The following is a 21,920-nucleotide window of genomic DNA, read 5'->3' on the forward strand; positions in this document are numbered from 1 at the left end:
AACTCATTGGCGCGTCTGCGCGAAGCGCTTGGCCAGCTCCTTGCGCAGCTCCTTGCGCGTGAGCGCCGCCTGCCAGCGGCGCTTTTCCTCTTCGGTCTCGGGCTGCAGCTGCGGCACGGGCACCGGCTTGCGGTGCTCGTCCACCGCCACCATGGTGAAGAAGCAGCTGTTGACATGGCGCACGCTGCGCTCGCGGATGTTCTCGGCCACCACCTTGATGCCCACCTCCATCGACGAAGTGCCGGTGTAGTTGACGCTGGCCAGGAAGGTGACCAGCTCGCCCACATGGATGGGCTCCAGGAACATCACCTGGTCGACACTCAGCGTCACCACGTAGCGGCCGGCATAGCGGCTGGCGCATGAATAGGCCACGTTGTCGAGCTGGCGCAGGATGGCGCCGCCATGCACATTGCCGGAGAAGTTGGCCATGTCCGGGGACATCAGCACGGTCATCGTGAGTTGGTGGTCTGGGAGTCGCATAGGCAGCAATTGTAGAGAGGCGGCCAGCGCCTGCAATCTTTCTGCCGCCCTGTTTTGGAGCGTTCCAGCTGCGGTTGCACCACGCCAAGGCACCGAGCCGCCAGCCTTCCCCGATAATCGCGGGCTGTCTGCGCCCAGCCTGCCCCTGCCATGAACCAGCCCGCCCTTCCCTTCTACGACGTCGCCATCCTCGGCGCCGGTGCCGCCGGCCTGTTCTGCGCGGGCCGGGCGGCGCAGCGCGGCCTGAAGGTGCTGCTGATCGACCATGCGCCCAAGCTGGCCGAGAAGATCCGCATCTCCGGCGGCGGCCGCGCCAACTTCACCAACCGCGACCTCGATCCGCGCCAGCCGCAGCGGCATTTCGTGGGGCTGAACCCGCAGTTCTGCCGCTCGGCGCTGTCGCGCTACACGCCGGCGGACTTCGTGGCCCTGGTCGAGAAGCACGGCATCGCCTACCACGAGAAGCACAAGGGCCAGCTGTTCGCCGACCGCTCGGCCGAGGAGCTGATCGCGATGCTGCTGGCCGAATGCGAACGCGGCCAGGTCGCACGCTGGCAGCCCTGCGGCGTGAAAAAGATCACTCCATTGCCCCCCAGCGCCGAGGCACCTGGCGCAAGCGGCTTCCAGATAGAGACCGAACGCGGCACCGTGCAGGCGCGCAGCCTGGTGGTGGCCACCGGCGGGCTGTCCATCCCCAAGATCGGCGCCACCGACCTGGGCTACCGCATCGCCGCGCAGTTCGGCCTGCAGCTCACGCCGCGCATGCCCGGGCTGGTGCCGCTGACTTTCGACGCCGCCGCCTGGCAGCCCTATGCCGAGCTGGCCGGGCTGGCGCTGCCGGTGGCGGTCAGCACCGGCGGCAAGCAGCAGCGCATCGAATTCCATGAAGACCTGCTGTTCACCCACCGCGGCCTGTCCGGCCCGGCCATCCTGCAGATCTCCAGCTACTGGCAGCCGGGCACGCCCATCACCATCAACCTGGCGCCCGAGCTGGAGCTGGCCGACTGGCTGCTGCGCGCCAAGCAGCATTCGCGCAAGAGCATCGCCAACGAGCTGGCCAACGTGCTGCCCACCCGCCTGGCCCAGGCCTGGGTGCAGCAGGACGAGCAGTGGCAGCGCCCCATCGCCGAGGCCGGCGACAAGGCCCTGCTGCGCCTGGCCGAACGCCTGGCGCGCTGGGAGATCACGCCCACCGGCACCGAGGGCTACCGCAAGGCCGAAGTCACCGTGGGCGGCGTCGCCACCGCCGAGCTGTCGCAGCAGACCATGGAAAGCCGCCGCCACCCCGGCCTGTTCTTCATCGGCGAGGTGGTGGACATCACCGGCTGGCTGGGCGGCTACAACTTCCAGTGGGCCTGGGCCAGCGCGGCGGCCTGCGCCGATGCGCTTTCGCAGCGCCACGCGGCGCATTTTGAAAAACCGCTATAATGCTCGACTTTGCTGGCAATAGCCCCGCCTGCCAATACTAGTCGATACGACGGGGCACAACCGCCATTCAAGGCTTTCGGGCCCGATCTTCCCGGAAACCCTCTGATGGCAAATTTGGAAATTAGCTAATGACCACCATCCGTGTAAAAGAGAACGAACCCTTTGACGTCGCCCTGCGCCGCTTCAAGCGCACCATCGAAAAGCTGGGCCTGCTGACCGACCTGCGCGCCCGCGAGTTCTACGAAAAGCCCACCGCCGAGCGCAAGCGCAAGAAGGCAGCGGCCGTCAAGCGCCACTACAAGCGCGTGCGCAGCATGCAGCTGCCCAAGAAGCTGTACTGATCGCGCACCGCTTCGGCGCTGTCGCCCGAGCACTCGCACACCAACCGCGCTAGGGACGCCAAGCGCGGTTTTTTGTTTTTCTACGGAGCGAAATCCCATGAGCCTGAAGGCACGCATCACCGAAGACATGAAAAGCGCCATGCGCGCCAAGGAAACCGAGCGCCTGGCCACCATCCGCCTGCTGCAGGCGGCGATGAAGCAAAAGGAAGTCGACGAGCGCGTGGAGCTCGACGATGCGATGGTCATCACCATCGTCGACAAGATGATCAAGCAGCGCAAGGACAGCATCGCCGCCTACGAAGGCGCCGGCCGCCAGGACCTGGCCGACAAGGAAAAGGCCGAGATCGCGGTGATCCAGGCCTACCTGCCCGAGCGCATGTCGGCCGAGGCCGTCAGCGCCGCGGTGCAGGCCATCGTGGCCGAGCTCGGCGCCAGCGGCCCGGGCGACATGGGCAAGGTCATGGGCGCGGCCAAGGCCCAGCTGGCCGGCAAGGCCGAGATGGCCCAGGTATCCGCCGCGGTCAAGGCCGCACTGAACCCGTAAAACGCCATGCCACACCTGATCATCGAATACAGCGCCAACCTGGGCGACTTTCCCGAGGCGCAAGCGCTGGCCGAGCTGAACGACAGCATCATCGCCAGCGGCCAGATCGCCGAGGAGCACGACCTCAAGAGCCGCTGCGTGCGCGCCGGCAGCTATGCCATCGGCGCCAGCGCCCGGCAGGCCGAGCCGCGCGGCTTCGTGCATGCCGAGCTGCGCCTGCTGTCGGGCCGCACGCCCGAGATCAAGCGCGAGCTGTCGGACCGCATCGCCGCCGTGCTGCGCGCGCGCACGCCGCAGCCCGAGGGCATGCTGGTGCAGCTGAGCGTGGACATCGTCGACATGGACCGCGCCGCCTACACCAAGGCCAAGCTGTAGGCTGCCGCCACTGCTGCTTGCCGCTAGGACTCCAGCCGCGCCCCAAGCCAGCCGCGCAGGCTGTTGACGAAGGCCCAGCCCTGCGCGCGCGGCACATCCTCCAGCCGCACTACCTGCTCCACCACCCGGCCCTGCTGCAGGCACACCGCCCGGCCCACGCCGGGCAGCAGGCCACAGCGCAGCGCCGGCGTGACCCAGCGGCCATCGAGCAGCAGCGCGATGTTGCCGCGCGTGCCCTCGGTCAATTCGCCATCCTCGTTGAACAGCACGGTGTCGAACACCGCCGCATCGGCCGGCTCGAAGGCGGCATAGTGCCCGCGCCGCGAAGTCTTGAAGCGCACCCAGTCGCCATGCACCAGCGCATTGGCCAGCGGCTCGCGGGCCAGCTGCAGCCGCACCGGCTCGGCCGTGGGCAGCAGCGGCTGCGGCTGCGCCTGCGGCGCCACGCCGCCGTCGCCCGCCAGCGCCAGGCGCACGCGCCAGTCGCCCTGCCCGTGGCGCTCGCGCAGCAGCGCCAGCGCCTGCTGCAGCGCCGCCTCGGGCCAGGCACGGCCAAAGTGCCGGGCCGTGGCCTGCATGCGCGCCAGATGCAGCGGCAGATGCACGAATCGGCCCTCCCTGAGCGCCAGGGTTTCCAAGATGTCGAAATCCGTCTCCATCAGATCTGCTCCAGAAAAAGCCGTTTGTGGCGCCATTCCTGCCATTCGGCCCCGGCGCCGCTGCTGGCCGTGATGCCGCTGCCGATGCCGCAGCTCAGCGCGCCGCCGCGCGCCACCACGGTGCGGATCGGCACATTGAAGCTCGCATGCACGCGGCCCGCCGCGGCGCCCGGCCGCACCACGCCCACCGCGCCGCAGTACACGCCGCGCGGGCCGCTCTCCAGCCGGTGGATCCAGCGCATGGCCTGGCGCTTGGGCGCGCCGGTGACCGAGCCGCAGGGGAACAGCGCGCGAAACACGTCAGCCAGTTGCACTTCGGGCCGGGTGCGCGCCACCACGTCCGAGGTCATCTGCCACACCGTGGGCAGGGCCTCGGCATGGAACAGCCGCGGCACCTGCACGCTGTGCGCCAGCGCGATGCGCGACAGGTCGTTGCGCAGCAGGTCGACGATCATCACGTTCTCGGCGCGCTCCTTGGGCGATGCGCGCATGGCCGCGGCGCGGGCCGCATCCTCGGCGGGCGTGGCGCCGCGCGGGGCCGTGCCTTTCATCGGCCGCGTCAGGATGCGCTCGCCATCCCAGTCGAAGAACAGCTCGGGCGACACCGACAGCACCTGCTGCGCGCCGCTGTCGATGGCGGCCACATAGCCCATGGGCTGCGCCTTGCGCAGTGCGGCGAACAGCGCCGCCGCATCGCCCGGCCCCTGCAACCGCCCGCGCAGCTGGGCCGTGAAGTTGACCTGGTAGCAGTCGCCCGCGGCAATCGCCGCGAGGATCTCGGCCAGCGCCGCATCGAAGTCGGCCCGCGCCATGCCCGGCCACCAATGCGCCCGGGGCTGCGGCCATGCCGCGCCCGGCTGCTCGAAATCCAGCGCCTGCTCGTGCACGCCGAACCATGCCAGCGGCTCGCCGGCCGGCGGCGCATGCAGCGCATCGGCAAAGGCCGCATCGAAGGCCAGCGCGGCCTCGTAGCGCAGCCAGCCCAGGCACCAGCGCCCGGCCTGCGCCGCCTGCTCCACCGCCTGCAGCAGCGGCACCACCTCGCTGGGGCGGTAGGCGGCCAGCACCGCCGACGGCGGGCCGAAGCGCCGCCGCAGCCGGGGCGCGGCCACATCGCGCGGATCGGGAAAATCGATGCAGGAATTCACGTCAAATCAGGCCCTGGCACATATGTACGTTATGCATCAAGCTATATATATAAGAGCAGGCGATTCTAAGCGACATCACCCTATACCCCCGCCAGCGCACATCGTATAGACTCGCGGCACTTTACACCGCTGCCCGAGCCCTGCCGCCATGACGTCTGCCGCCACCTCCGCTACGCCCTACGGCACCATTCCGCCAGCCTCGCCGCCGCCCCAGCGCAGGCCCATCAGCCTGCCGCGCCTGGCGCAGATGCGCGCCGCCGGCGAAAAGATCACCATGCTCACCGCCTATGACGCGACCTTTGCCGCCGTGGCCGATGCCGCCGGCGTGGAATGCATCCTGGTCGGCGACTCGCTGGGCATGGTCTGCCAGGGCCTGCCCAGCACGGTGGGCGTCTCGCTCGACGACATGGCCTACCACACCGCCAGCGTCGCGCGCGGCCTGCACCGTGTGCAGGGCACGGCCTGGCTGATCGCCGACCTGCCTTTCGGCAGCTACCACGAATCGCGCGAGCAGGCCCTGGCCAGCGCCTGCCGGCTGATGCAGGCCGGCGCGCACATGGTCAAGCTCGAAGGCGGCGGCTGGACCGCGCCCACGGTGCAGTTCCTGGTGGAGCGCGGCGTGCCGGTCTGCGCCCACCTGGGCCTGACCCCGCAGACCGTGCATGCGCTGGGCGGCTACCGGGTGCAGGGCAAGGACGATGCCGCCGCCGCCGTGCTGCGCAGCCATGCGCTGGAGCTGCAGGACGCCGGCGCCGCCATGCTGGTGCTGGAGATGGTGCCGGCGCAGCTGTCGCGCACGCTCACCGCCGAGCTGGCGCACTGCCACACCATAGGCATAGGCGCGGGCAGCGGCACTGCCGGCCAGGTGCTGGTGCTGCACGACATGCTGGGCATCAACCTGGGCAAGATGGCCCGCTTCGTGCGCAACTTCATGGACGACGCCGGCAGCGTGCGCGGCGCCATCGAGGCCTATGTGCAGGCCGTCAAGCACGGGCAGTTCCCCGACGACGCGGTGCACGCCTGGTAAGCCCCCCCCCGAGAGAGCCAACCCATGCACATCGCCCACACCATCGCCGATCTGCGCGCCGCCCTGGCCGAGCGCGGCCGCCCCGCCTTCGTGCCCACCATGGGCAACCTGCACGAGGGCCATCTGTCGCTGGTGCGCAGCGCGCGCCAGCATGGCGATGTGGTGGTCGCCAGCATCTTCGTCAACCGGCTGCAGTTCCTGCCGCACGAGGATTTCGACAGCTACCCGCGCACCTGGGACGACGACTGCGCCAAGCTGCGGGCCGCGGGCTGCGAGCTGCTGTTCGCGCCGCGCGAGAGCGACCTCTACCCCGAGCCGCAGACCTTCAAGATCCAGCCCGAGCCGGCGCTGGCCGACCTGCTCGAAGGGCATTTCCGGCCCGGCTTCTTCACCGGCGTCTGCACCGTGGTGATGAAGCTGTTCTCCTGCGTCTTCGCCACCACCGGCGGCGGCGCCGCCGTGTTCGGCAAGAAGGACTACCAGCAGTTGATGGTGATCCGCCGCATGGTGCAGCAGTTTGCCCTGCCCATAGAGATCATCGCCGGCGACACCGCCCGCGCCGGCGACGGCCTGGCGCTGAGCTCGCGCAACGGCTACCTGAGCGAGGCGCAGCGCACGCAGGCCACGGCGCTATCGCAGGCGCTCGCCGCGCTGGCCGCCGCCGCGCGTGCCGGCGGCCAGCCGCTGGCCCAGCTCGAAGCCCAGGCCCTGGATGCGCTGCGCGCCAAGGGCTGGGAGCCCGACTACCTCACGGTGCGCCAAAGGGGTGACCTGCAGCCGCCCGCAGACCTGCAGCAGCCCCTGGTGGCGCTGGGCGCCGCGCGCCTGGGCAGCACCCGGCTGATCGACAACCTGGAGTTCTGAGAGCCGCGCCAGGCAACGCCAGGCGCGGCCTCACTTGAGCAGGTCGAACTCCAGCTTCACGAACTTGGTGGGGAATTCGAGGCGCGCAAAGTAGATCAGCCGCCCGTCGGCGCAGGCATAGCGCCGCACTTCGGCCACGCTGTCGCCGACATTGAGGTCCAGCGCCTGGGCCGATGTGATGCCGGCGCCGACGATGGTGATCTTCTGCCGCGCCTCGCTGAGCACCAGCCCCGGCATGCGGGCCAGCACCGAGGCCGCCGCCGACCTGGAGAAGGCCGCCTTGTGCTTCTTGAACAGGTCCTCGGCCAGGAACACCTCGCTGAAGCAATAGGGCACGCCGTCCTTCACATGCAGCCGGCACAGGTGGCGGTAGGCCTCGGCAAAGCTGCCCGCGTACTTCATGCCCAGCTCGGGCAGGCCGGCCCGCACGTCCTCGCGGTCGAAGATGGTCTGCGTGTCCAGCAAATCGCTGAGCGCGACGGTTTCCTGCCAATTGGAGGGTATCTGCAGCTCCGCCACGCCGGGGATCTTGGCCTGCACGAAGGTGCCTTTGCCGCGGCCGCGGCGGATATAGCCCTCGGCCTCCAGGATGCCGATCGCATTGCGGATGGTCATGCGCGCCACCTGGTAGCGCTCCATCAGCTCTTCCAGCGACGGCATCTGGCTGCCGGGCGCCCAGACGCCCTGCTCGATGTTGCGCCTGAATTCAGCCACCAGTTGCAGGTAGATCGGCTGCTTGCTGCGCGAGAGCACTTCTGAGGGCAGGGCCTGCGCCGGGGAGTGGGCCTGTGACTTGGCAGCCATGTCGGGTCGATGCGTGAAGGAGGTGACTACAGCAACTCCTGTGCCATCTTGCGCAGCAGATGCTTTTGCACCTTGTTGGAGTTGGCGCTTTGCACCATGGGAAAAGCTTCGACGAAGGCCACGCGCTGCGGCACCTTGAACTTGGCCATGGCGGCCGCGCAGCTGGCAATGATAGCGCCCTCGCTATCGCCCTCGCCGCCGGGCGCCGCGATCACGAAGGCCACCGGCACGGTCCGGCCCTGCAGCTGCGCGCCCACCACCTGCACCGCCCGCACGCCGGGCAGGCCTTCGATGAACTGCTCGATTTCCATGGGGTTGACGAGAAAGCCGCCCAGGCGCAGGTGCTCGCCGTCGCGCCCCTGGAAGACGAAGCTCCGCTCGTCGAGCGTGTAGCCCAGGTCGCCGGTGCGGAAATAGCCGTCCGCCGAAATCGCCTGCCGCGTGGCCTCGGGGTTGTCCAGGTATTCGGACATGATGCTGGGCGCCTTGATCTCGATCTGCCCGATCTCGCCATGCGCCAGGGCCGCGCCGCTGTGCGCATCGACCGCGCGCACGCGGCCCTCGGGCGCGGCAACGGTGCCGCCGGCGGCGCGGCGGTGCTGCCAGTCGGCATCCAGCCTGTGGCCCGCCACCAGCGCCTGCAGCTCGCTGGAGCCATACAGGCCCGCGATCGGCATGCCGGCGGCCAGGGCGCGCTCGGGCAGGTCGTCCATCGATGGCGCGAAGCTGGCGAAACCCACGTACCGCAGCGAGGGGAAAGGCCTGCTCTCAGCGGCCACCTCGCGCAGCAGCAGGTTGATGAGCTCGTTGTTCGCAAAGGTGTGGGTGACGCCGAAGTCCCGGATCTGGCGCACGGTCAGCGCTGCATCGAACACCGGCAGCGACACCAGGCTGGCGCCCACCGCCAGGCCGGCCAGCAGCGTGGAAAAGCCAAAGGCCCCGCACAGCGGCGCGGCCAGCAGCACCACGCTGTCCGGCGCCACGCCATAGGCCCGCGCCGCGATGGCGCCATGGCGCAGCAAGCCGGCCTGGCGGTGCAGCACCAGCTTGGGCGCCGAGGTGGTGCCCGAGGTGGTGTAGACCAGCGCGCCATCGCCCTCCTGCCCCGGATCGGCGATGGCCGCGCCGGCCGGCTGGCCGCCGTAGGGCAGCAAGGCCTGTTGCGACAGGTGCGACAGGTGCGGCAGCTGCCTGCCGAGCATGGACTGCAGCCGGCCGCAGTCGCCCACGCCCACGATGCCCTTGAGCCCCGCCAGCGCCGCCGCGTCGATGCCAGCGAGAATCTCGGTGAACGGCAGGCCCTTGAAGTCCGGCCACAGCGCCAGCCAGGCGCAGCGGCCGCGCTGCAGCAGCTGCCCCACCTCGTGCTCGCGAAAGCGCGTATTGACCGCAACGACCGTGATCCCCAGCCGCGCGCAGGCCAGGAAGCTCACCAGCCACTCGATGCAGTTGGGCATCCACAGCGCCAGCCGGTCGCCGCGCCGCGCGCCGTTTTGCTGCAGCAGCGCGGCCAGCCGCCCGGCCTCGCGCGCCAGCTCGCCATAGCTGATGGCCCGGTCCTGGTCCTGCAGCGCCAGCTTGTCGGGGCAGGCGCTGGCATGGCGGGCAAGCAAGGTAGCGAAGTCCATGGTGTGCATCCGTCCCTTCAGATCGTGGCCACCGGCGTGACCGGCGAGCCCACCGCACCCGGCAGGCGCAGCGGCGGCGCGGTCAGCAAGAAGCGGTTGCGCCCCAGGCCGTGCAGAGCTTCGGCCAGGTCCTTGAGATACCACAGCTCGGCCAGCGGCAGGCCCAGCTTGAACAGGCAGTGGTGGTGCAGCGGCAGCAGGGACTTCCGGCCCGCGCGCTCGCGCGCCGGATAGGCTTCCACCGCGTAGTTGTCGGCGCAGATCGCGGCGATGCCGCTGTCGCTGATCCAGTTGAGCAACTGCTCGTCGGCGCCGTCGAGCACGCTGCAGGCATGGTGCAGCTTTTCGGCATCCGGCTGGCCGCCCATCTCGGTGATGAGCTCGGCAAAGCCGGTGCGCAGCACCAGCATGTCGCCGCGCTCGAGCTCGACCCGGTCCTTTTCCAGCACCGCGGCCAGCTCCCGGTAGCCAACCAGCTGCCGCTCGCGGCCGAAATGGCGCGTGAAGTCGAGCAGCACGCCGCGCCCCTGCATGCCCTTGACGGCGAAATGCTCCACGCCCAGCCTGAGCGCGCCCATGCCGTGGGCGCCGCAGCAGCCGCCGTCGCCGCCGCTGTCCCCCTGGCCATGGCCGGCATCCAGGATGTGCTTGCCCGCCTCGTAGCCGTTGTAGTAGAGCTTGCGCGGCCGGCCATTGCCGTCGGCATCGAAGTAGGCGCCCACGTGCGCCAGCGCATCCCATTGCGTGGAGTATTGCAGCGACATCAGCACCTGGTCGTCGCTGAGCACATCGATCGAGGACGGATCGAGCCGCTCCATCGGAAAGTTCATGTAGGGCACGCCGTCGCGCTCGGTGCCGCTCAGGCGCGGCGGCCTGCGGCGCGGGTTCAGCGCCATGCCGCCGGGCAGGTCCAGCGGCAGCGACAGGCAAAAGGCCTTGCCCAGCCTCACCTCGCGCACGCCCTTGAGCACCTGCTCCTCGGTCAGCAGGTTGACCCGGCCGAGCTGGTCGTCCTCGCCGAAATCGCCCCAGGTCGATCCCGGGGGCCTGTGGGTCCAGCGCTTCATGTGTGTTTCCTTTGCATCAATGGTGTTCGGTACAGGGCTTGGAGCCTGCTGGCGCCGATGCTACGCATGCCGCGCCGAAAATTCATTAGTATAAACATCTATATATATAGACTTTTAGATTAGCAAGAATGCCCGCTCCAGACCACCACCCAAGCAGCAGGAGACCAAGCCATGATCCCTTTCAGCCTCACACGCCTCAAGCGCCTCGCGCTCGCCGCCGGGCTGGCCGCGCTTGCCGCCACGGCCTTCGCATCGGACGACTTTCCCAGGAATCCGATCACCCTGGTCGTGGGCTATGGCGCGGGCGGCGGCACCGACGTGTGCAACCGCGCGCTGGCGCTCGACGTCGGCAGGCAGCTGGGCCAGCCGGTGGTGGTGGACAACAAGCCCGGCGCGGGTTCGTCGCTGTCGGTGGGCTATGCCATCCGCCAAAGGCCCGATGGCTACAGCATCGCCTCGCTGTCCACCGGCGGCCTGCTCAACCAGGTGCTCACGCCCGGCATCAAGTACGACATCACCAGGGACATCACCCCGATCGCGATGGTGGCCCAGTACCAGGTCGGCGTGCTGGTGCGCGCGGATTCGCCCTACCAATCCATGGGCGAGCTGATCAAGGCCTCGCAGGCTGGCAAGAAGCCGCTGAGCTACAGCACCGCGGGCGTGGGCACGCCGCAGCACCTGACTTCCGAGCGGCTGGCCCAGAAGGTGAAGGTGCAATGGGTGCACGCCCCCTACAAGAGCGGCCCCGAGGCGGTGACCGCGGTGCTGCGCGGCGACGTGGACTTCATGGCGCAGACCGCCGAGTGGGTGGCGCAGGTGCGCGACGGCCGCCTGCGGCTGCTGGCGGTCTACACCGACGAGCGCATGCAGGGCTTTGACGCGCCCACGCTCAAGGAGCTGGGCTACGACCTGGTGGCGCCGAGCATCCTGGGCATCTACGGCCCGGCAAAAATGGAAGCAGCCACGGTCGGCAAGCTGCAGGATGCCTTCTACAAGGCCATGCAGACGGCCGACTTCCGCAGCTGCACCGAGCAGTTCGGCCTCAAGCCCGACTTCAAGGACTCCGCTGCCTTCGGCGCCTATCTCAAGGACACGCTGAACCGCTGGACGCCCCTGCTCAGGCAGTTCGCCAGCAAGGAGTAGGAGCAGTTCCCAAGGGCGGTCAAGATGGCCGCTGCATGGCGCCGGCCGTCTGCTCCAGCGCCTGCAGCAGCCACTGCACCTCGGCCAGCGCCGGCCGGTGCAGCGGCAGCAGCATGTGCACCCGGTAGGGAATCGAGAACGCCAGCGGCCGCACCGCCAGCTGCGGCCCGGCGCAGGCGCGGGCGGTGAAGGGGTTGACGATGGCCAGCCCCAGCCCCTGCTGCACCATGGCGCAGACCGCAACCGCGCTGTGCGTCTGCAGGTGCTGGCGGCGCTGCACGCCGGCGGCGGCAAACACCGCATCGATCTGCGCGCGGTAGGGGTCGCCCTCGGCCAGGCCGATGAAGGGCTGGCCGGCAAAATCGGCCGGCGCCAGCACCGGTTTGGCGGCCAGCGGATGCGCCGCAGGCAGCACCGCCACCTCGTCCAGCGCCGCCAGCGCCAGCGCGCGCGTGCCCGCCGGCGGCGCCGGCGAGTCTGGCGACCCGGCCGCCTCGGCCAGCCCCAGGTCGAAGCGCTGGGCGCTCATCCACTCGTCCAGCAGCGGCGACTCCTGCGGGGTGATGGCGATCTGCAGGCCGGCGGCCTCGGCCGGCCAAAACCCTGACAAACGCGCCAGCGCGGCCGGCAGCAGCGCATGCGAGAGCGCCGGCAGGCACAGCACCTCCAGCCGCGCCGGCGTGGCCTGCGCCAGCGCCTGGGCGCGCGCCACCACCTTCTCCAGCCCCTGCCACGAGCGCTGCACCTCATCCCACAGCGCCAGCGCGCGCGCATTCGGGCGCAGCCGGCCGCCGCCGCGCTCGAACAGCGCATAGCCCAGCAGGCTTTCGAGCCGCGCCAGCTCCCTGCTCACCGTGGGCTGCGAGGTGCGCAGCAGCTGCGCCGCGCTGCTGACCCCGCCCGCCAGCATGATGGCGCGGAACACCTCGATATGCCGGTGCGCGATGCGGCCGGCGGCATCGGCCGGCGTGGATGGGTAAGCCATGGCGCAGCATATCAAACATGAATACATCTAGCAAAACAAAGTATTCGACCAAATACCCAAAGCCGGGCATGATGGGCTGGAGCATTTTTCAGCAACTGTGACCACCGGCGGCAGCGCCACCGCCTGCAGTCCGATCGAGAGCAGGACCATGAGCAATCCCTTTTCCCCCGAGCTGCTGTGGCAGCTGGCCGACCAGTACGGCACCCCGCTGTGGGTGTACGACGCGGCCACCATCCGCGCGCGCATCGCGCAGCTCGCGGCCTTCGACACGGTGCGCTTCGCGCAGAAGGCCTGCTCCAACATCCATATCCTCGAGCTCATGCGCGAGCAAGGCGTACAGGTGGACGCGGTGTCGCGCGGCGAGATCCTGCGCGCGCTGGCGGCGGGCTATACCGCCGGCGCCGCCGATGAATCGCCGAGCGGCATCGTCTTCACCGCCGACGTGATGGACGCGGCCACGCTGGCCACGGTGGTGGAGCACCGCGTGCCGGTCAACGCCGGCTCCATCGACATGCTGCACCAGCTGGGCGCGGCATCGCCCGGCCATGCGGTGTGGCTGCGCATCAATCCGGGCTTCGGCCACGGCCACAGCAACAAGACCAACACTGGCGGCGAACACAGCAAGCACGGCATCTGGCACACCGATCTGGGCATGGCGCTGGCGGTGATCGCCGAGCGCGGCCTGCGGCTCGCGGGCCTGCACATGCACATCGGCTCGGGCGTGGACTACGGCCACCTGCAGCAGGTCTGCGGCGCCATGGTGCAGCTGGTGCAGGCCACCCGCGATGCCGGCCACGACCTGCATGCCATCTCGGCCGGCGGCGGCCTGTCCATTCCCTACCGCGAGTGCGAGGCGCGCATCGACACCGCGCACTACTTCGGCCTGTGGGACGCCGCGCGCAAGCAGGCCGAGGCCATCGTCGGCCATGCGCTCGCGCTGGAGCTGGAGCCGGGCCGCTACCTGGTGGCCGAATCCGGCGTGCTGCTGGGCCAGGTGCGCGCCACCAAGGATGCCGGCAGCAACCACTTCGTGCTGGTGGACACCGGCTTCAACGAGCTGATGCGCCCTGCCATGTACGGCAGCCACCATGCGATGCACATCCAGCGGCGCGGCGCGAGCGTGCTGCCCGACACCGGCAATGGTGCCCGCGATGCCGTGGTGGCCGGGCCGCTGTGCGAGTCGGGCGACGTCTTCACCCAGGGCGACGGCGGCGTGGTGCTGCCACGGCCGCTGGGCGATGCGCGGGTGGGCGACCTGCTGGTGATCCACGACACCGGCGCCTACGGCGCCTCCATGTCCAGCAACTACAACACCCGCCCGCTCGCGGCCGAGGTACTGGTCGATGGCGGCCGGGCCCGCCTGATCCGCCGCCGCCAGAGCGTGGAGGAGCTGCTGGCGCTGGAGCTGGGGCTGTAAGCGCCGCATGACAAGGAGACCGGATATGTCCGCAGCACCGCCCACCGTGGGCCTGATCGGCGTTGGCCTGATGGGCCATGGCATTGGCCGCAACCTGGCCCGCAAGGGCTTTGCCCTCCAGGTGCTGGAGCATCCCGGCAACCAGCCGCTCGACGAGCTGCTCTCGCTGGGCGCGCAGACCTGCCGCGCGCCGGCCGAGCTGGCGGCGCATTGCGCGGTGATCATCCTGTGCGTGACCGGCTCGCCGCAGGTCGAGGCGGTGCTCACCGGCGACGGCGGCGTGCTCGCCGGCCTGCGCCCGGGCACCATCGTGGTGGACTGCTCCACCGCGGTGCCGGCCTCCACCGAGCGCATGGCGCAGGCGGTGCAGGCCGCGGGCGGCCGCTTCATCGATGCGCCCATGACCCGCACCGCCCAACAGGCCCACGACGGCACGCTCAACCTGCTGGTCGGCGGCGACGCCGCGGTGCTGGAGCAGGTGCGCCCGGTGCTCGCCGCCTTCAGCGAAACGCTGACGCATGTCGGCCCCATCGGCAGCGGCCACCGCATGAAGCTGCTGCACAACTTCGTCTCGGTGGGCAGCATGGCGCTGCTGGCCGAAGCCACCGCCTGCGCGCGCGGCGCGGGCATGGACATGCAGGTCTTCCACGAGGTGCTGGCCGGCGGCGGCGGCGCGGGCGTGGCGCTGCAGCGCCTGTCCGCCTTCATCCTGCGCGATGATCCTTCGGGCATCGCGTTCTCCGTCGCCAATGCCGCCAAGGATCTGGGCTACTACGCCACCATGGCCCACGACGCCCAGGCCGCCAGCCGCATCGCCGACGCGGCCGCGGCCAGCCTGCAGTCGCAGGTGGCGGCCGGGCATGGCGCGGCCATGCTGCCGGAGCTGATCCGGCTGCTGCAGGCCGGCTGAGTGCGGCGGCCAAGCCCAGCCGGCATGGCTTTCGCATGCATTTTGATAGCTCCCTGCGCTTGCCTTCACTTATTTTCAATATGAAAACATATTGAAACCGTTAAAAAAAAGCGCGTTAAGCTATTAATTTTTCATCCACCACGCCAGGCCGGTCTTATTCAGCGCGCGGCTCGCGCGCCATCAAGGCCTGCACCGCCTCTTGCGCCGGCATCGCGCCGCCCAGCAGGGCCACCACGGTCTCGGTGATCGGCATCTGCACCCGCAGCGCCTGCGCGCGCGCCAGCACGGTGCGCGCGCTGTAGACGCCCTCGGCCACATGGCCCAGCGACTGCACCGCCTGCTCCAGGCTCTGGCCCTGCGCCAGCAGCAGGCCGATCTTGCGGTTGCGCGACAGCTCGCCGGTGGCGGTAAGCACCAGGTCGCCCAGGCCCGACAGGCCCATGAAGGTATCGGCCTGCGCGCCCAACGCCAGGCCCAGCCGGGTCATCTCGGCCAGCCCCCGGGTGATGAGCGCGGCGCGCGCGTTCAGCCCCAGCGCCAGCCCGTCGCACAGCCCGGTGGCGATGGCCAGCACGTTCTTGACCGCGCCGCCCACTTCGACGCCGGTGATGTCGGCATTGGCGTAGACCCGCAGGTTGCCGCCATGGAAGGCCTGCACCAGCGCATCGCGCACGCTGGCATGCGGGCTCGCGGCCACCAGCGCGGTGGGCTGGTGGCGCGCCACCTCCTGCGCGAAGCTGGGGCCGCTGAGCACGCCGGCCGGCAGCCGGGGCGCCACCTGCGCGCAGACTTCGCTGGCCAGCAGGCCCGTGGCGCCGGCGGCCGCACCGGCCGGCACCGCCTCGAACCCCTTGCACAGCCAGGCCAGCGGCAGCGGGCAGTCGCGCAGCTCGGTGAGCCAGCCGCGCAGCGCCGCCATCGGCGTGCCCAGGATCACCAGCTTGGCGCCCGCCAGCGCGGCACGCGCATCGCCGCCCACGACCTGCAGCGCCGGCGGGAAGGCGATGCCGGGCAGATAGCGCGCATTCTCTCGCCGCGCCTGCATGGCCTGGGCCTGGGCCGCATCGCGGGCCCACAGGCGCACCTCGTGGCGGGCCGCCGCATTCATGGCCAGCGCCGTGCCCCAGGCGCCCGCGCCGATGACCACAATCTTCATAGCAAAACTACCTTTATCCGATCCATGCCAAGCCGATCATAGGGGAAGGGAAAGAACAAAGGCCTCGTGCCCGCCAGGGCAAGAGGCCTTCCATGCAGGCAGGCAGGCGCCTGCCGCTTACTGGGGCAGCGTCTCGGTGGCGCCGTTGGCGGCAGCCTGCTGCTGCTCGTACATGGCCTGGAAATTGATTTCCGCCAGATGCACCGGCGGGAAGCCGGCACGGGTGACGATGTCGGCCACGTTGCCGCGCAGGTAGGGGTAGATGATCTGCGGGCAGGCCACGCCGATCACCGCGCCCATCTGCTCTTCGGGGATGTTGCGGATCTCGAAGATGCCGGCCTGCTTGGCCTCGACCAGGAACACGGTCTTGTCCTGGATCTTGGTCTGCACGGTGGCGGTGACGGCCACCTCGAAGATGCCTTCGGCCACCGGGGTGGCTTCCACGCCCAGCTGGATGTCCACGTTCGGCTGCTCCTGCTCCAGCAGGATGGCAGGCGAGTTGGGCTGCTCCAGCGACGCGTCCTTCAGGTACACGCGTTGGATCTGGAACACGGGATTGTCTTGATCTGCCATGCTTGTGAGTCTTTCGATGAAAACCGTTGAGAAAAAATAGGAGTCTGGAAGCCGCCTGGGCACCACCGCGCATTATGCAGCGCGCAGCCCGCTCAATCGCCCAGCAGCGGCGCCAGGCCTCCGCGCTGGTCCAGCGCCACCAAGTCGTCGCAGCCGCCCACATGGGTCTCGCCGATGAAGATCTGCGGCACGGTGCGGCGGCCGGTCAGCTCCATCATGTGCATGCGCTGGGCGGGGTCTTCGTCGATGCGGATCTCCTCGATCGCGTCGACGCCCTTGGCCTTGAGAATCTGCTTGGCCCGGATGCAATAGGGGCAGATGGCGGTGGTATACATCTTCACGGGTTGCATGGCGCTACCTCCTTGGCTCAGGATTTCTCGATCGGCATCTGCGCATCGCGCCAGGCCTTCATGCCGCCGGCAAGCGCCTGGGTGTTGGCATAGCCGAGCTTTTGCGCCACCGCCACGCCGCGCTGGGCGCGCTGGCCCTGGGCGCAGACCAGCACCAGCGGCAGCGATTTGTTCTTGGCCGCCTGGGGCAGCTTTTCCTCCAGCTGCGCCAGCGGCACGTTGCGGGCGCCCACGATGTGGCCCTGGGCGAATTCGCTCTCGTCGCGCACGTCCACCACCACGGCCTTCTCGCGGTTGATGAGCTGCACCGCGTTGGCCGCGGACAGGCTGCCGCCGCCCATGCCCTTCATGGCAGGCATCAGCAGCAAGGCCCCCGAGCCGATGGCCAGCACGAACAGATACCAGTTGTCGATAAAGAAGCTCACACCAATCCCTTGTACAAAGCCGCAAAAAAGCTTTGCATTTTAGAGGCTGGCGGCCATGCGCCGGCAAAGGGGCCTTTCAAGGCCCCCTTTGGGGGGGCGTGGGCAGCCATTCCCCAGGTTCCCAGCCAGCAGGCCGCGCTCTATACAATGTCGGCCCAATATCGGCCCAAGGCCCAATAGGCCCGAGCGCTTCCCTGTTTTCATCAGCATCCCCAAGGAAATTCATGTACAAGCTCGTTCTGATCCGCCATGGCGAATCGACCTGGAACCTGGAAAACCGTTTCACCGGCTGGACCGACGTGGACCTGACCGCCACCGGCATCGCGCAGGCCAAGCAGGCGGGGCAATTGCTCAAGGCCGAGGGCTACGACTTCGACATCGCCTACACCAGCGTGCTCAAGCGCGCCACGCGCACGCTGTGGCATGTGCTCGACGAAATGGAGCGCACCTGGCTGCCCGTGGTGCACAGCTGGCGCCTCAACGAGCGCCACTACGGTGGCCTGCAGGGCCTGAACAAGGCCGAGACCGCCAAGAAGTACGGCGACGCGCAGGTGCTGGTCTGGCGCCGCAGCTACGACACGCCGCCGCCGGCACTCGAAGCGGGCGACCCGCGCAGCGAGCGCGGCGACCGCCGCTACGCCGGCCTGGCCGAGGGCGAGGTGCCGCTGACCGAATGCCTGAAGGACACGGTCGCCCGGGTGCTGCCGTTCTGGCGCGAAACCATGGCGCCCGCCATCCAGGGCGGCCAGCGCGTGGTGATGGCCGCGCACGGCAATTCCATCCGCGCGCTGGTCAAGTACCTGGACAAGATCTCCGACGACGAGATCGTGGGCCTGAACATCCCCAATGGCATTCCGCTGGTGTACGAGCTCGATGCGCAGCTGCAGCCCATTCGCCGCTACTACCTGGGCGATGCCGAGGCGGCCCAGGCGGCGGCCAACGCGGTCGCCAACCAGGGCAAGGCATGAGCGCGCGCAGCCCCAGGTAAAGTCCGTGCAAAAGCTCCAGCACTCAGGAACCGCCGCCAGCCGCGGCGCTCTAGGGTGTATATTGGAGCGCTATTGAATTGATGGGATATATGGGCGAGAAACTCAAGATTGCCGGCTGGGTGTCACTGGGCGTGGTGGCCGGAGCGCTCACCACCGTGTCATTGCAGACCGTGGCTCGCGGCTCGCTGTCGCCGATGCCGCTGGAGGAAATCCAGCAGATGTCCGCCGTCTTCGGCCTGATCAAGACCGACTATGTCGAGCCGGTGGATGACAAGAAGCTGATCACCGACGCGATCTCGGGCATGGTTTCGGGGCTGGATCCGCATTCGCAGTATTTCGACAAGAAGACCTTCAAGGAATTCCAGGAAGGCACTTCGGGCAAGTTCGTCGGCGTAGGCATAGAGATCACGCAGGAAGACGGCCTGATCCGCATCGTCTCGCCCATCGAGGGCTCGCCCGCCGACCGCGCCGGGCTCAAGACCAACGACCTGATCACCAAGATCGAGGACACCGCGGTCAAGGGCCTGTCGCTGAACGAGGCGGTCAAGCGCATGCGCGGCAACCCCAACACCAAGGTCACGCTCACCATCTTCCGCAAGGACGAGGGCCGCACCTTCCCGGTGACCATCACCCGCGAGGAAATCAAGACCCAGTCGGTCAAGGTCAAGATGGTCGAGCCCGGCTACGCCTGGGTGCGCATCTCGCAGTTCCAGGAACGCACGGTGGACGATTTCGTGCGCAAGGTGGACGATCTGTACAAGCAGAACCCCGACATCAAGGGCATGGTGCTCGACCTGCGCAACGACCCCGGCGGGCTGCTGGATGCGGCCGTGGCCGTCTCCGCCGCCTTCCTGCCCAAGGACGTGACCGTGGTCTCCACCAACGGCCAGCTGGCCGAGAGCAAGGCCATCTTCCGCGCCAACCCCGAGTTCTATGCGCGCCGCGGCACCGATCCGCTGCGCTCGCTGCCGGCGGCGCTCAAGACCGTGCCGCTGGTGGTGCTGGTCAACGAAGGCTCGGCCTCGGCCAGCGAGATCGTCTCGGGCGCGCTGCAGGACCACAAGCGCGCCGTGCTGATGGGCGCCCAAACCTTCGGCAAGGGCTCGGTGCAGACCGTGCGCCCGCTGGGGCCCGACACCGGCATCAAGCTGACCACCGCGCGCTACTACACGCCGAGCGGCAAGTCCATCCAGGCCAAGGGCATCGTGCCCGACATCATGGTGGACGAGACGGCTGAGGGCGACCTGTTTGCCGCGCTGCGCATGCGCGAGGCCGACCTGGACAAGCACCTGGCCAGCGGCCAGGGCGCCGAGGTCAAGGACGAGGCCCGCGAAAAGGCCCGCGAGGAAGCCCGCAAGCGGCTGGAGGAAGAGGCCAAGAAGCCCGAGTCCGAGCGCCGCCCGCCCGAGCTGGGCTCGGACAAGGACTTCCAGCTGCAGCAGGCGCTGCACCAGCTCAAGGGCGAGCCGGTCAAGGTCAGCCAGACCAAGACCGAGCGCCCCGAAGAGAAGAAGGACGACGACGCCGCCAAGGCCTCCGCCACCCCGGGCGCAGACAAGCCGGCCGACGGCGCCGCGCCCAAGAAGTAAGAGGCCGGCCTTCCCCGAACCAGGCTGGTGCCGCGCTGCGCACCAGCCTTTTTTGTTTTGATTGCTTGCACCGCCATGGACGACCAACAACTGCTGCGCTATTCCCGCCACCTGATGCTCGACGAGATCGGCATCGAGGGCCAGGAGCGGCTGCGCGCCGCGCATGCGCTGATCATCGGCGCCGGCGGCCTGGGCAGCCCGGCGGCCCTGTACCTGGCCTCGGCGGGCGTGGGCACCATCACGCTGGTGGACGACGATGCGGTGGACCTGACCAACCTGCAGCGGCAGATTGCCCACACCACGGCGCGCGTCGGCATGCCCAAGGTGCAGTCGTGCGCCGCCGCGCTGCAGGAGATCAACCCCGACGTGGAGGTGCGCCCGCTGCAGCGGCGGGTGGCGGCGCAGGAGCTGGGTGCCCTGGTGGCGCAGGCCTCGGTGGTGCTGGACTGCAGCGACAACTACCTCACCCGCCAGGCCATCAACCGGGCCTGCGTGGAGCATGGCCGGCCGCTGGTCAGCGGCGCGGCGATCCGCTTCGACGGCCAGGTCGCCGTGTTCGACCGGCGCTCGCGCTCGGGCCCGTGCTACGCCTGCCTGTTCTCGCCCGACGAGCAGTTCGAGGAAGTGAGCTGCTCCACCATGGGCGTGTTCGCGCCGCTGGTGGGCGTGATTGGCGCGATGCAGGCCTGCGAGGCGTTGAAGCTGCTCGCCCAGGTCGGCCAGACGCTCGATGGCCGGCTGCTGATGCTGGATGCCAAGCACATGGAATGGACCAGCATGCGCGTTGGCGCCAACCCGGATTGCCCGGTCTGCGGCGGCGCGCACCCGGCCGCTTGAATTGGCATTTGTCCTACCCGGAGAGCGGCCCTGGACTGTCCCCCGGGCCCAGGCTGGCTGCTAAGATCGTTACAGTGTGACACAGGTACCGATTGTGCTGCCGGTATGCCAAACAAGCTGAGAACCTACCTGGTGGAAGACAACCCCACCATCCGCGACAACCTTATCGCCACGCTGGAAGACCTGGCCGAAGTGGTGACCATCGGCTATGCGGAAACGGAAACCGCCGCCAAATCCTGGCTGCGCTCCAATGAAGATTCCTGGGACCTGGCGATCGTCGACATCTTCCTGCAGGAGGGCAGCGGCCTGGGCGTGCTCGAACACCTGCAGCAGCGCGGCAAGCACCAGCATCTGGTGGTTCTGAGCAACTACTCGACGCCAAGCATCCGCGACCGCTGCACCCAGCTGGGCGCGGACCGGGTGTTCGACAAATCCCAGGACATCGATGCGCTCATCGACTTCTGCGTCGAATACGCACAGAGCGGCACGCTGCCGCCCAGGCAATAGTGCCGTCGTGGGCTTTCAGCCGCCCGCCATCAATCGATCAGCCCTTTTTTCAGCGCGTAGTAGGTCAGATCGCTATTGGACGACAAGGCCATCTTCTCCATCAGCCGGGTGCGGTAGGTGCTCACCGTCTTGACGCTGAGCGACAGCGACTTCGCGATGTCGCCCGCCGTCTCGCCGCGCGCCAGCTTGAGGAACACCTGGAATTCGCGCTCCGACAGCTGCTCATGCGGCGGCACGTCGTCCTTGCGGCCCAGCTGCTGGGCCAGCAGATCGGCCACGGTGGGGGTGAGGTAGCGCTTGCCCAGCGAGATGGTACGGATCGCCTCGACGATCTCCTGCGGATCGCACTCCTTGTTCAGGTAGCCGCTGGCGCCCTGGCGGATCAGGTTGATCGCGTAGTGCTCCTCCGGGTAGCCGCTCAGAATCAGAATGCCCATGTCGGGCGCCTTGGCGCGCAGCATGGCCAGCGCATCGATACCGCTTTGCCCGGGCATGGACAGGTCCATCACCAGCACATCGATCTCCTCGTTGCGCACCAGATCAATGGCCTCACGGCCATTCGCCGCCTCGCCGACCACCCGCAAATCCACATGCTCGCTGAAGAACTGCTTGAGCCCGGAGCGCACAATGGCGTGGTCATCCACAATCCCGACCTTGATCATTAAGACTCCTGT

General features: G+C 68.7%; 25 protein-coding genes. 13 read left to right on the top strand and 12 right to left on the bottom strand.

Annotated features, from left to right (window positions below; all coding sequences use genetic code 11):
* Positions 1–3: 3 nt before the first annotated feature.
* Positions 4–480, bottom strand: coding sequence for an acyl-CoA thioesterase (locus tag ACODRX_RS12595; RefSeq protein WP_488871845.1), 477 nt, complete (start codon positions 478–480; stop codon positions 4–6).
* Between the two features lie 150 nt (positions 481–630).
* Between ACODRX_RS12595 and ACODRX_RS12600 the strand changes: the two genes are divergently transcribed.
* The 4 genes from ACODRX_RS12600 to ACODRX_RS12615 all read left to right on the top strand — a co-directional run bounded on the left by ACODRX_RS12600 (position 631) and on the right by ACODRX_RS12615 (position 3,168).
* Positions 631–1,908, top strand: a complete 1,278-nt coding sequence (locus ACODRX_RS12600) for a BaiN/RdsA family NAD(P)/FAD-dependent oxidoreductase (RefSeq protein ID WP_488871846.1) — start codon at positions 631–633, stop codon at positions 1,906–1,908.
* 128 nt (positions 1,909–2,036) lie between these two features.
* Positions 2,037–2,249 carry a 30S ribosomal protein S21 gene (gene rpsU, locus ACODRX_RS12605; protein WP_007833691.1) on the top strand — a complete coding sequence of 71 codons (213 nt, stop codon included), beginning with the start codon at positions 2,037–2,039 and terminating at the stop codon, positions 2,247–2,249.
* Between the two features lie 97 nt (positions 2,250–2,346).
* Positions 2,347–2,793, top strand: a complete 447-nt coding sequence (locus ACODRX_RS12610; protein WP_488871847.1) for a GatB/YqeY domain-containing protein — start codon at positions 2,347–2,349, stop codon at positions 2,791–2,793.
* Between the two features lie 6 nt (positions 2,794–2,799).
* Positions 2,800–3,168: a 5-carboxymethyl-2-hydroxymuconate Delta-isomerase gene (locus ACODRX_RS12615; RefSeq protein WP_488871848.1), complete on the top strand. Its 369-nt coding sequence runs from the start codon at positions 2,800–2,802 to the stop codon at positions 3,166–3,168.
* Between the two features lie 23 nt (positions 3,169–3,191).
* Here ACODRX_RS12615 and ACODRX_RS12620 read toward each other — a convergent pair whose 3' ends face one another.
* Both ACODRX_RS12620 and pabB read right to left on the bottom strand, forming a co-directional pair.
* Entirely contained in the window at positions 3,192–3,827 is a 636-nt protein-coding gene (locus ACODRX_RS12620) for an aminotransferase class IV (RefSeq protein ID WP_488871849.1), read from the bottom strand.
* On the bottom strand, positions 3,827–4,975 hold the full coding sequence (gene pabB / locus ACODRX_RS12625) for an aminodeoxychorismate synthase component I (protein WP_488871850.1): 1,149 nt from the start codon (positions 4,973–4,975) through the stop codon (positions 3,827–3,829). Before pabB ends, ACODRX_RS12620 begins: the two co-directional genes overlap by 1 nt.
* 148 nt (positions 4,976–5,123) lie before the next feature.
* On the opposite strand from pabB, the gene panB reads away from it, so the two are divergent.
* Positions 5,124–6,002, top strand: a complete 879-nt coding sequence (gene panB / locus ACODRX_RS12630) for a 3-methyl-2-oxobutanoate hydroxymethyltransferase (protein ID WP_488871851.1) — start codon at positions 5,124–5,126, stop codon at positions 6,000–6,002.
* 24 nt (positions 6,003–6,026) lie between these two features.
* The gene (gene panC, locus ACODRX_RS12635) at positions 6,027–6,866 is read left to right on the top strand and encodes a pantoate--beta-alanine ligase (RefSeq protein ID WP_488871852.1); all 840 of its coding nucleotides are present in this window, start codon (positions 6,027–6,029) and stop codon (positions 6,864–6,866) included.
* Positions 6,867–6,896: 30 nt separating this feature from the next.
* Here the strand turns inward: panC and ACODRX_RS12640 are convergent, their stop codons facing one another.
* The 3 genes from ACODRX_RS12640 to ACODRX_RS12650 are packed head-to-tail and all read right to left on the bottom strand — an operon-like array spanning position 6,897 to position 10,365.
* Positions 6,897–7,670 carry a GntR family transcriptional regulator gene (locus ACODRX_RS12640; RefSeq protein WP_488871853.1) on the bottom strand — a complete coding sequence of 258 codons (774 nt, stop codon included), beginning with the start codon at positions 7,668–7,670 and terminating at the stop codon, positions 6,897–6,899.
* Between the two features lie 26 nt (positions 7,671–7,696).
* Positions 7,697–9,298 (bottom strand): AMP-binding protein, encoded by a 1,602-nt coding sequence (locus tag ACODRX_RS12645; protein ID WP_488871854.1) that lies wholly within the window; start codon positions 9,296–9,298, stop codon positions 7,697–7,699.
* A 17-nt stretch (positions 9,299–9,315) separates the two neighbouring features.
* Positions 9,316–10,365: a cyclase family protein gene (locus tag ACODRX_RS12650; protein WP_488871855.1), complete on the bottom strand. Its 1,050-nt coding sequence runs from the start codon at positions 10,363–10,365 to the stop codon at positions 9,316–9,318.
* A 171-nt stretch (positions 10,366–10,536) separates the two neighbouring features.
* Between ACODRX_RS12650 and ACODRX_RS12655 the strand changes: the two genes are divergently transcribed.
* Positions 10,537–11,508: a tripartite tricarboxylate transporter substrate binding protein gene (locus ACODRX_RS12655; RefSeq protein WP_488871856.1), complete on the top strand. Its 972-nt coding sequence runs from the start codon at positions 10,537–10,539 to the stop codon at positions 11,506–11,508.
* A 19-nt stretch (positions 11,509–11,527) separates the two neighbouring features.
* Here the strand turns inward: ACODRX_RS12655 and ACODRX_RS12660 are convergent, their stop codons facing one another.
* Positions 11,528–12,493, bottom strand: a complete 966-nt coding sequence (locus ACODRX_RS12660) for a LysR family transcriptional regulator (protein ID WP_488871857.1) — start codon at positions 12,491–12,493, stop codon at positions 11,528–11,530.
* Positions 12,494–12,641: 148 nt separating this feature from the next.
* Here ACODRX_RS12660 and lysA point away from each other — a divergent pair, with 148 nt between their 5' ends.
* Both lysA and ACODRX_RS12670 read left to right on the top strand, forming a co-directional pair.
* Positions 12,642–13,910 carry a diaminopimelate decarboxylase gene (gene lysA / locus ACODRX_RS12665; RefSeq protein WP_488871858.1) on the top strand — a complete coding sequence of 423 codons (1,269 nt, stop codon included), beginning with the start codon at positions 12,642–12,644 and terminating at the stop codon, positions 13,908–13,910.
* 25 nt (positions 13,911–13,935) lie between these two features.
* Entirely contained in the window at positions 13,936–14,820 is an 885-nt protein-coding gene (locus tag ACODRX_RS12670; protein ID WP_488871859.1) for an NAD(P)-dependent oxidoreductase, read from the top strand.
* Between the two features lie 154 nt (positions 14,821–14,974).
* Here the strand turns inward: ACODRX_RS12670 and ACODRX_RS12675 are convergent, their stop codons facing one another.
* The 4 genes from ACODRX_RS12675 to ACODRX_RS12690 form a co-directional block, all read right to left on the bottom strand.
* Positions 14,975–15,976, bottom strand: coding sequence for an NAD(P)H-dependent glycerol-3-phosphate dehydrogenase (locus tag ACODRX_RS12675; protein WP_488871861.1), 1,002 nt, complete (start codon positions 15,974–15,976; stop codon positions 14,975–14,977).
* A 117-nt stretch (positions 15,977–16,093) separates the two neighbouring features.
* Positions 16,094–16,549: a protein-export chaperone SecB gene (gene secB, locus ACODRX_RS12680; protein WP_488871862.1), complete on the bottom strand. Its 456-nt coding sequence runs from the start codon at positions 16,547–16,549 to the stop codon at positions 16,094–16,096.
* A 92-nt stretch (positions 16,550–16,641) separates the two neighbouring features.
* Positions 16,642–16,899, bottom strand: a complete 258-nt coding sequence (gene grxC / locus ACODRX_RS12685; RefSeq protein WP_488871863.1) for a glutaredoxin 3 — start codon at positions 16,897–16,899, stop codon at positions 16,642–16,644.
* A gap of 17 nt (positions 16,900–16,916) precedes the next feature.
* Positions 16,917–17,324 (bottom strand): rhodanese-like domain-containing protein, encoded by a 408-nt coding sequence (locus tag ACODRX_RS12690; protein WP_488871864.1) that lies wholly within the window; start codon positions 17,322–17,324, stop codon positions 16,917–16,919.
* Positions 17,325–17,548: 224 nt separating this feature from the next.
* Between ACODRX_RS12690 and gpmA the strand changes: the two genes are divergently transcribed.
* The 4 genes from gpmA to ACODRX_RS12710 all read left to right on the top strand — a co-directional run bounded on the left by gpmA (position 17,549) and on the right by ACODRX_RS12710 (position 21,246).
* Entirely contained in the window at positions 17,549–18,292 is a 744-nt protein-coding gene (gpmA, locus tag ACODRX_RS12695; RefSeq protein ID WP_488871865.1) for a 2,3-diphosphoglycerate-dependent phosphoglycerate mutase, read from the top strand.
* A gap of 110 nt (positions 18,293–18,402) precedes the next feature.
* Positions 18,403–19,902: a S41 family peptidase gene (locus ACODRX_RS12700; protein ID WP_488871866.1), complete on the top strand. Its 1,500-nt coding sequence runs from the start codon at positions 18,403–18,405 to the stop codon at positions 19,900–19,902.
* Positions 19,903–19,977: 75 nt separating this feature from the next.
* Positions 19,978–20,739 carry a HesA/MoeB/ThiF family protein gene (locus ACODRX_RS12705; protein WP_488871867.1) on the top strand — a complete coding sequence of 254 codons (762 nt, stop codon included), beginning with the start codon at positions 19,978–19,980 and terminating at the stop codon, positions 20,737–20,739.
* A 105-nt stretch (positions 20,740–20,844) separates the two neighbouring features.
* A complete protein-coding gene (locus tag ACODRX_RS12710) occupies positions 20,845–21,246 on the top strand; it encodes a response regulator (RefSeq protein ID WP_488871868.1) in 402 nt (133 codons plus the stop codon).
* Between the two features lie 29 nt (positions 21,247–21,275).
* On the opposite strand, the gene ACODRX_RS12715 is transcribed toward ACODRX_RS12710, so the two are convergent.
* Positions 21,276–21,908 carry a response regulator gene (locus tag ACODRX_RS12715; protein WP_488871869.1) on the bottom strand — a complete coding sequence of 211 codons (633 nt, stop codon included), beginning with the start codon at positions 21,906–21,908 and terminating at the stop codon, positions 21,276–21,278.
* Between the last annotated feature and the right edge of the window lie 12 nt (positions 21,909–21,920).

It is taken from the genome of Comamonas sp. FG99 (genome assembly GCF_057808605.1).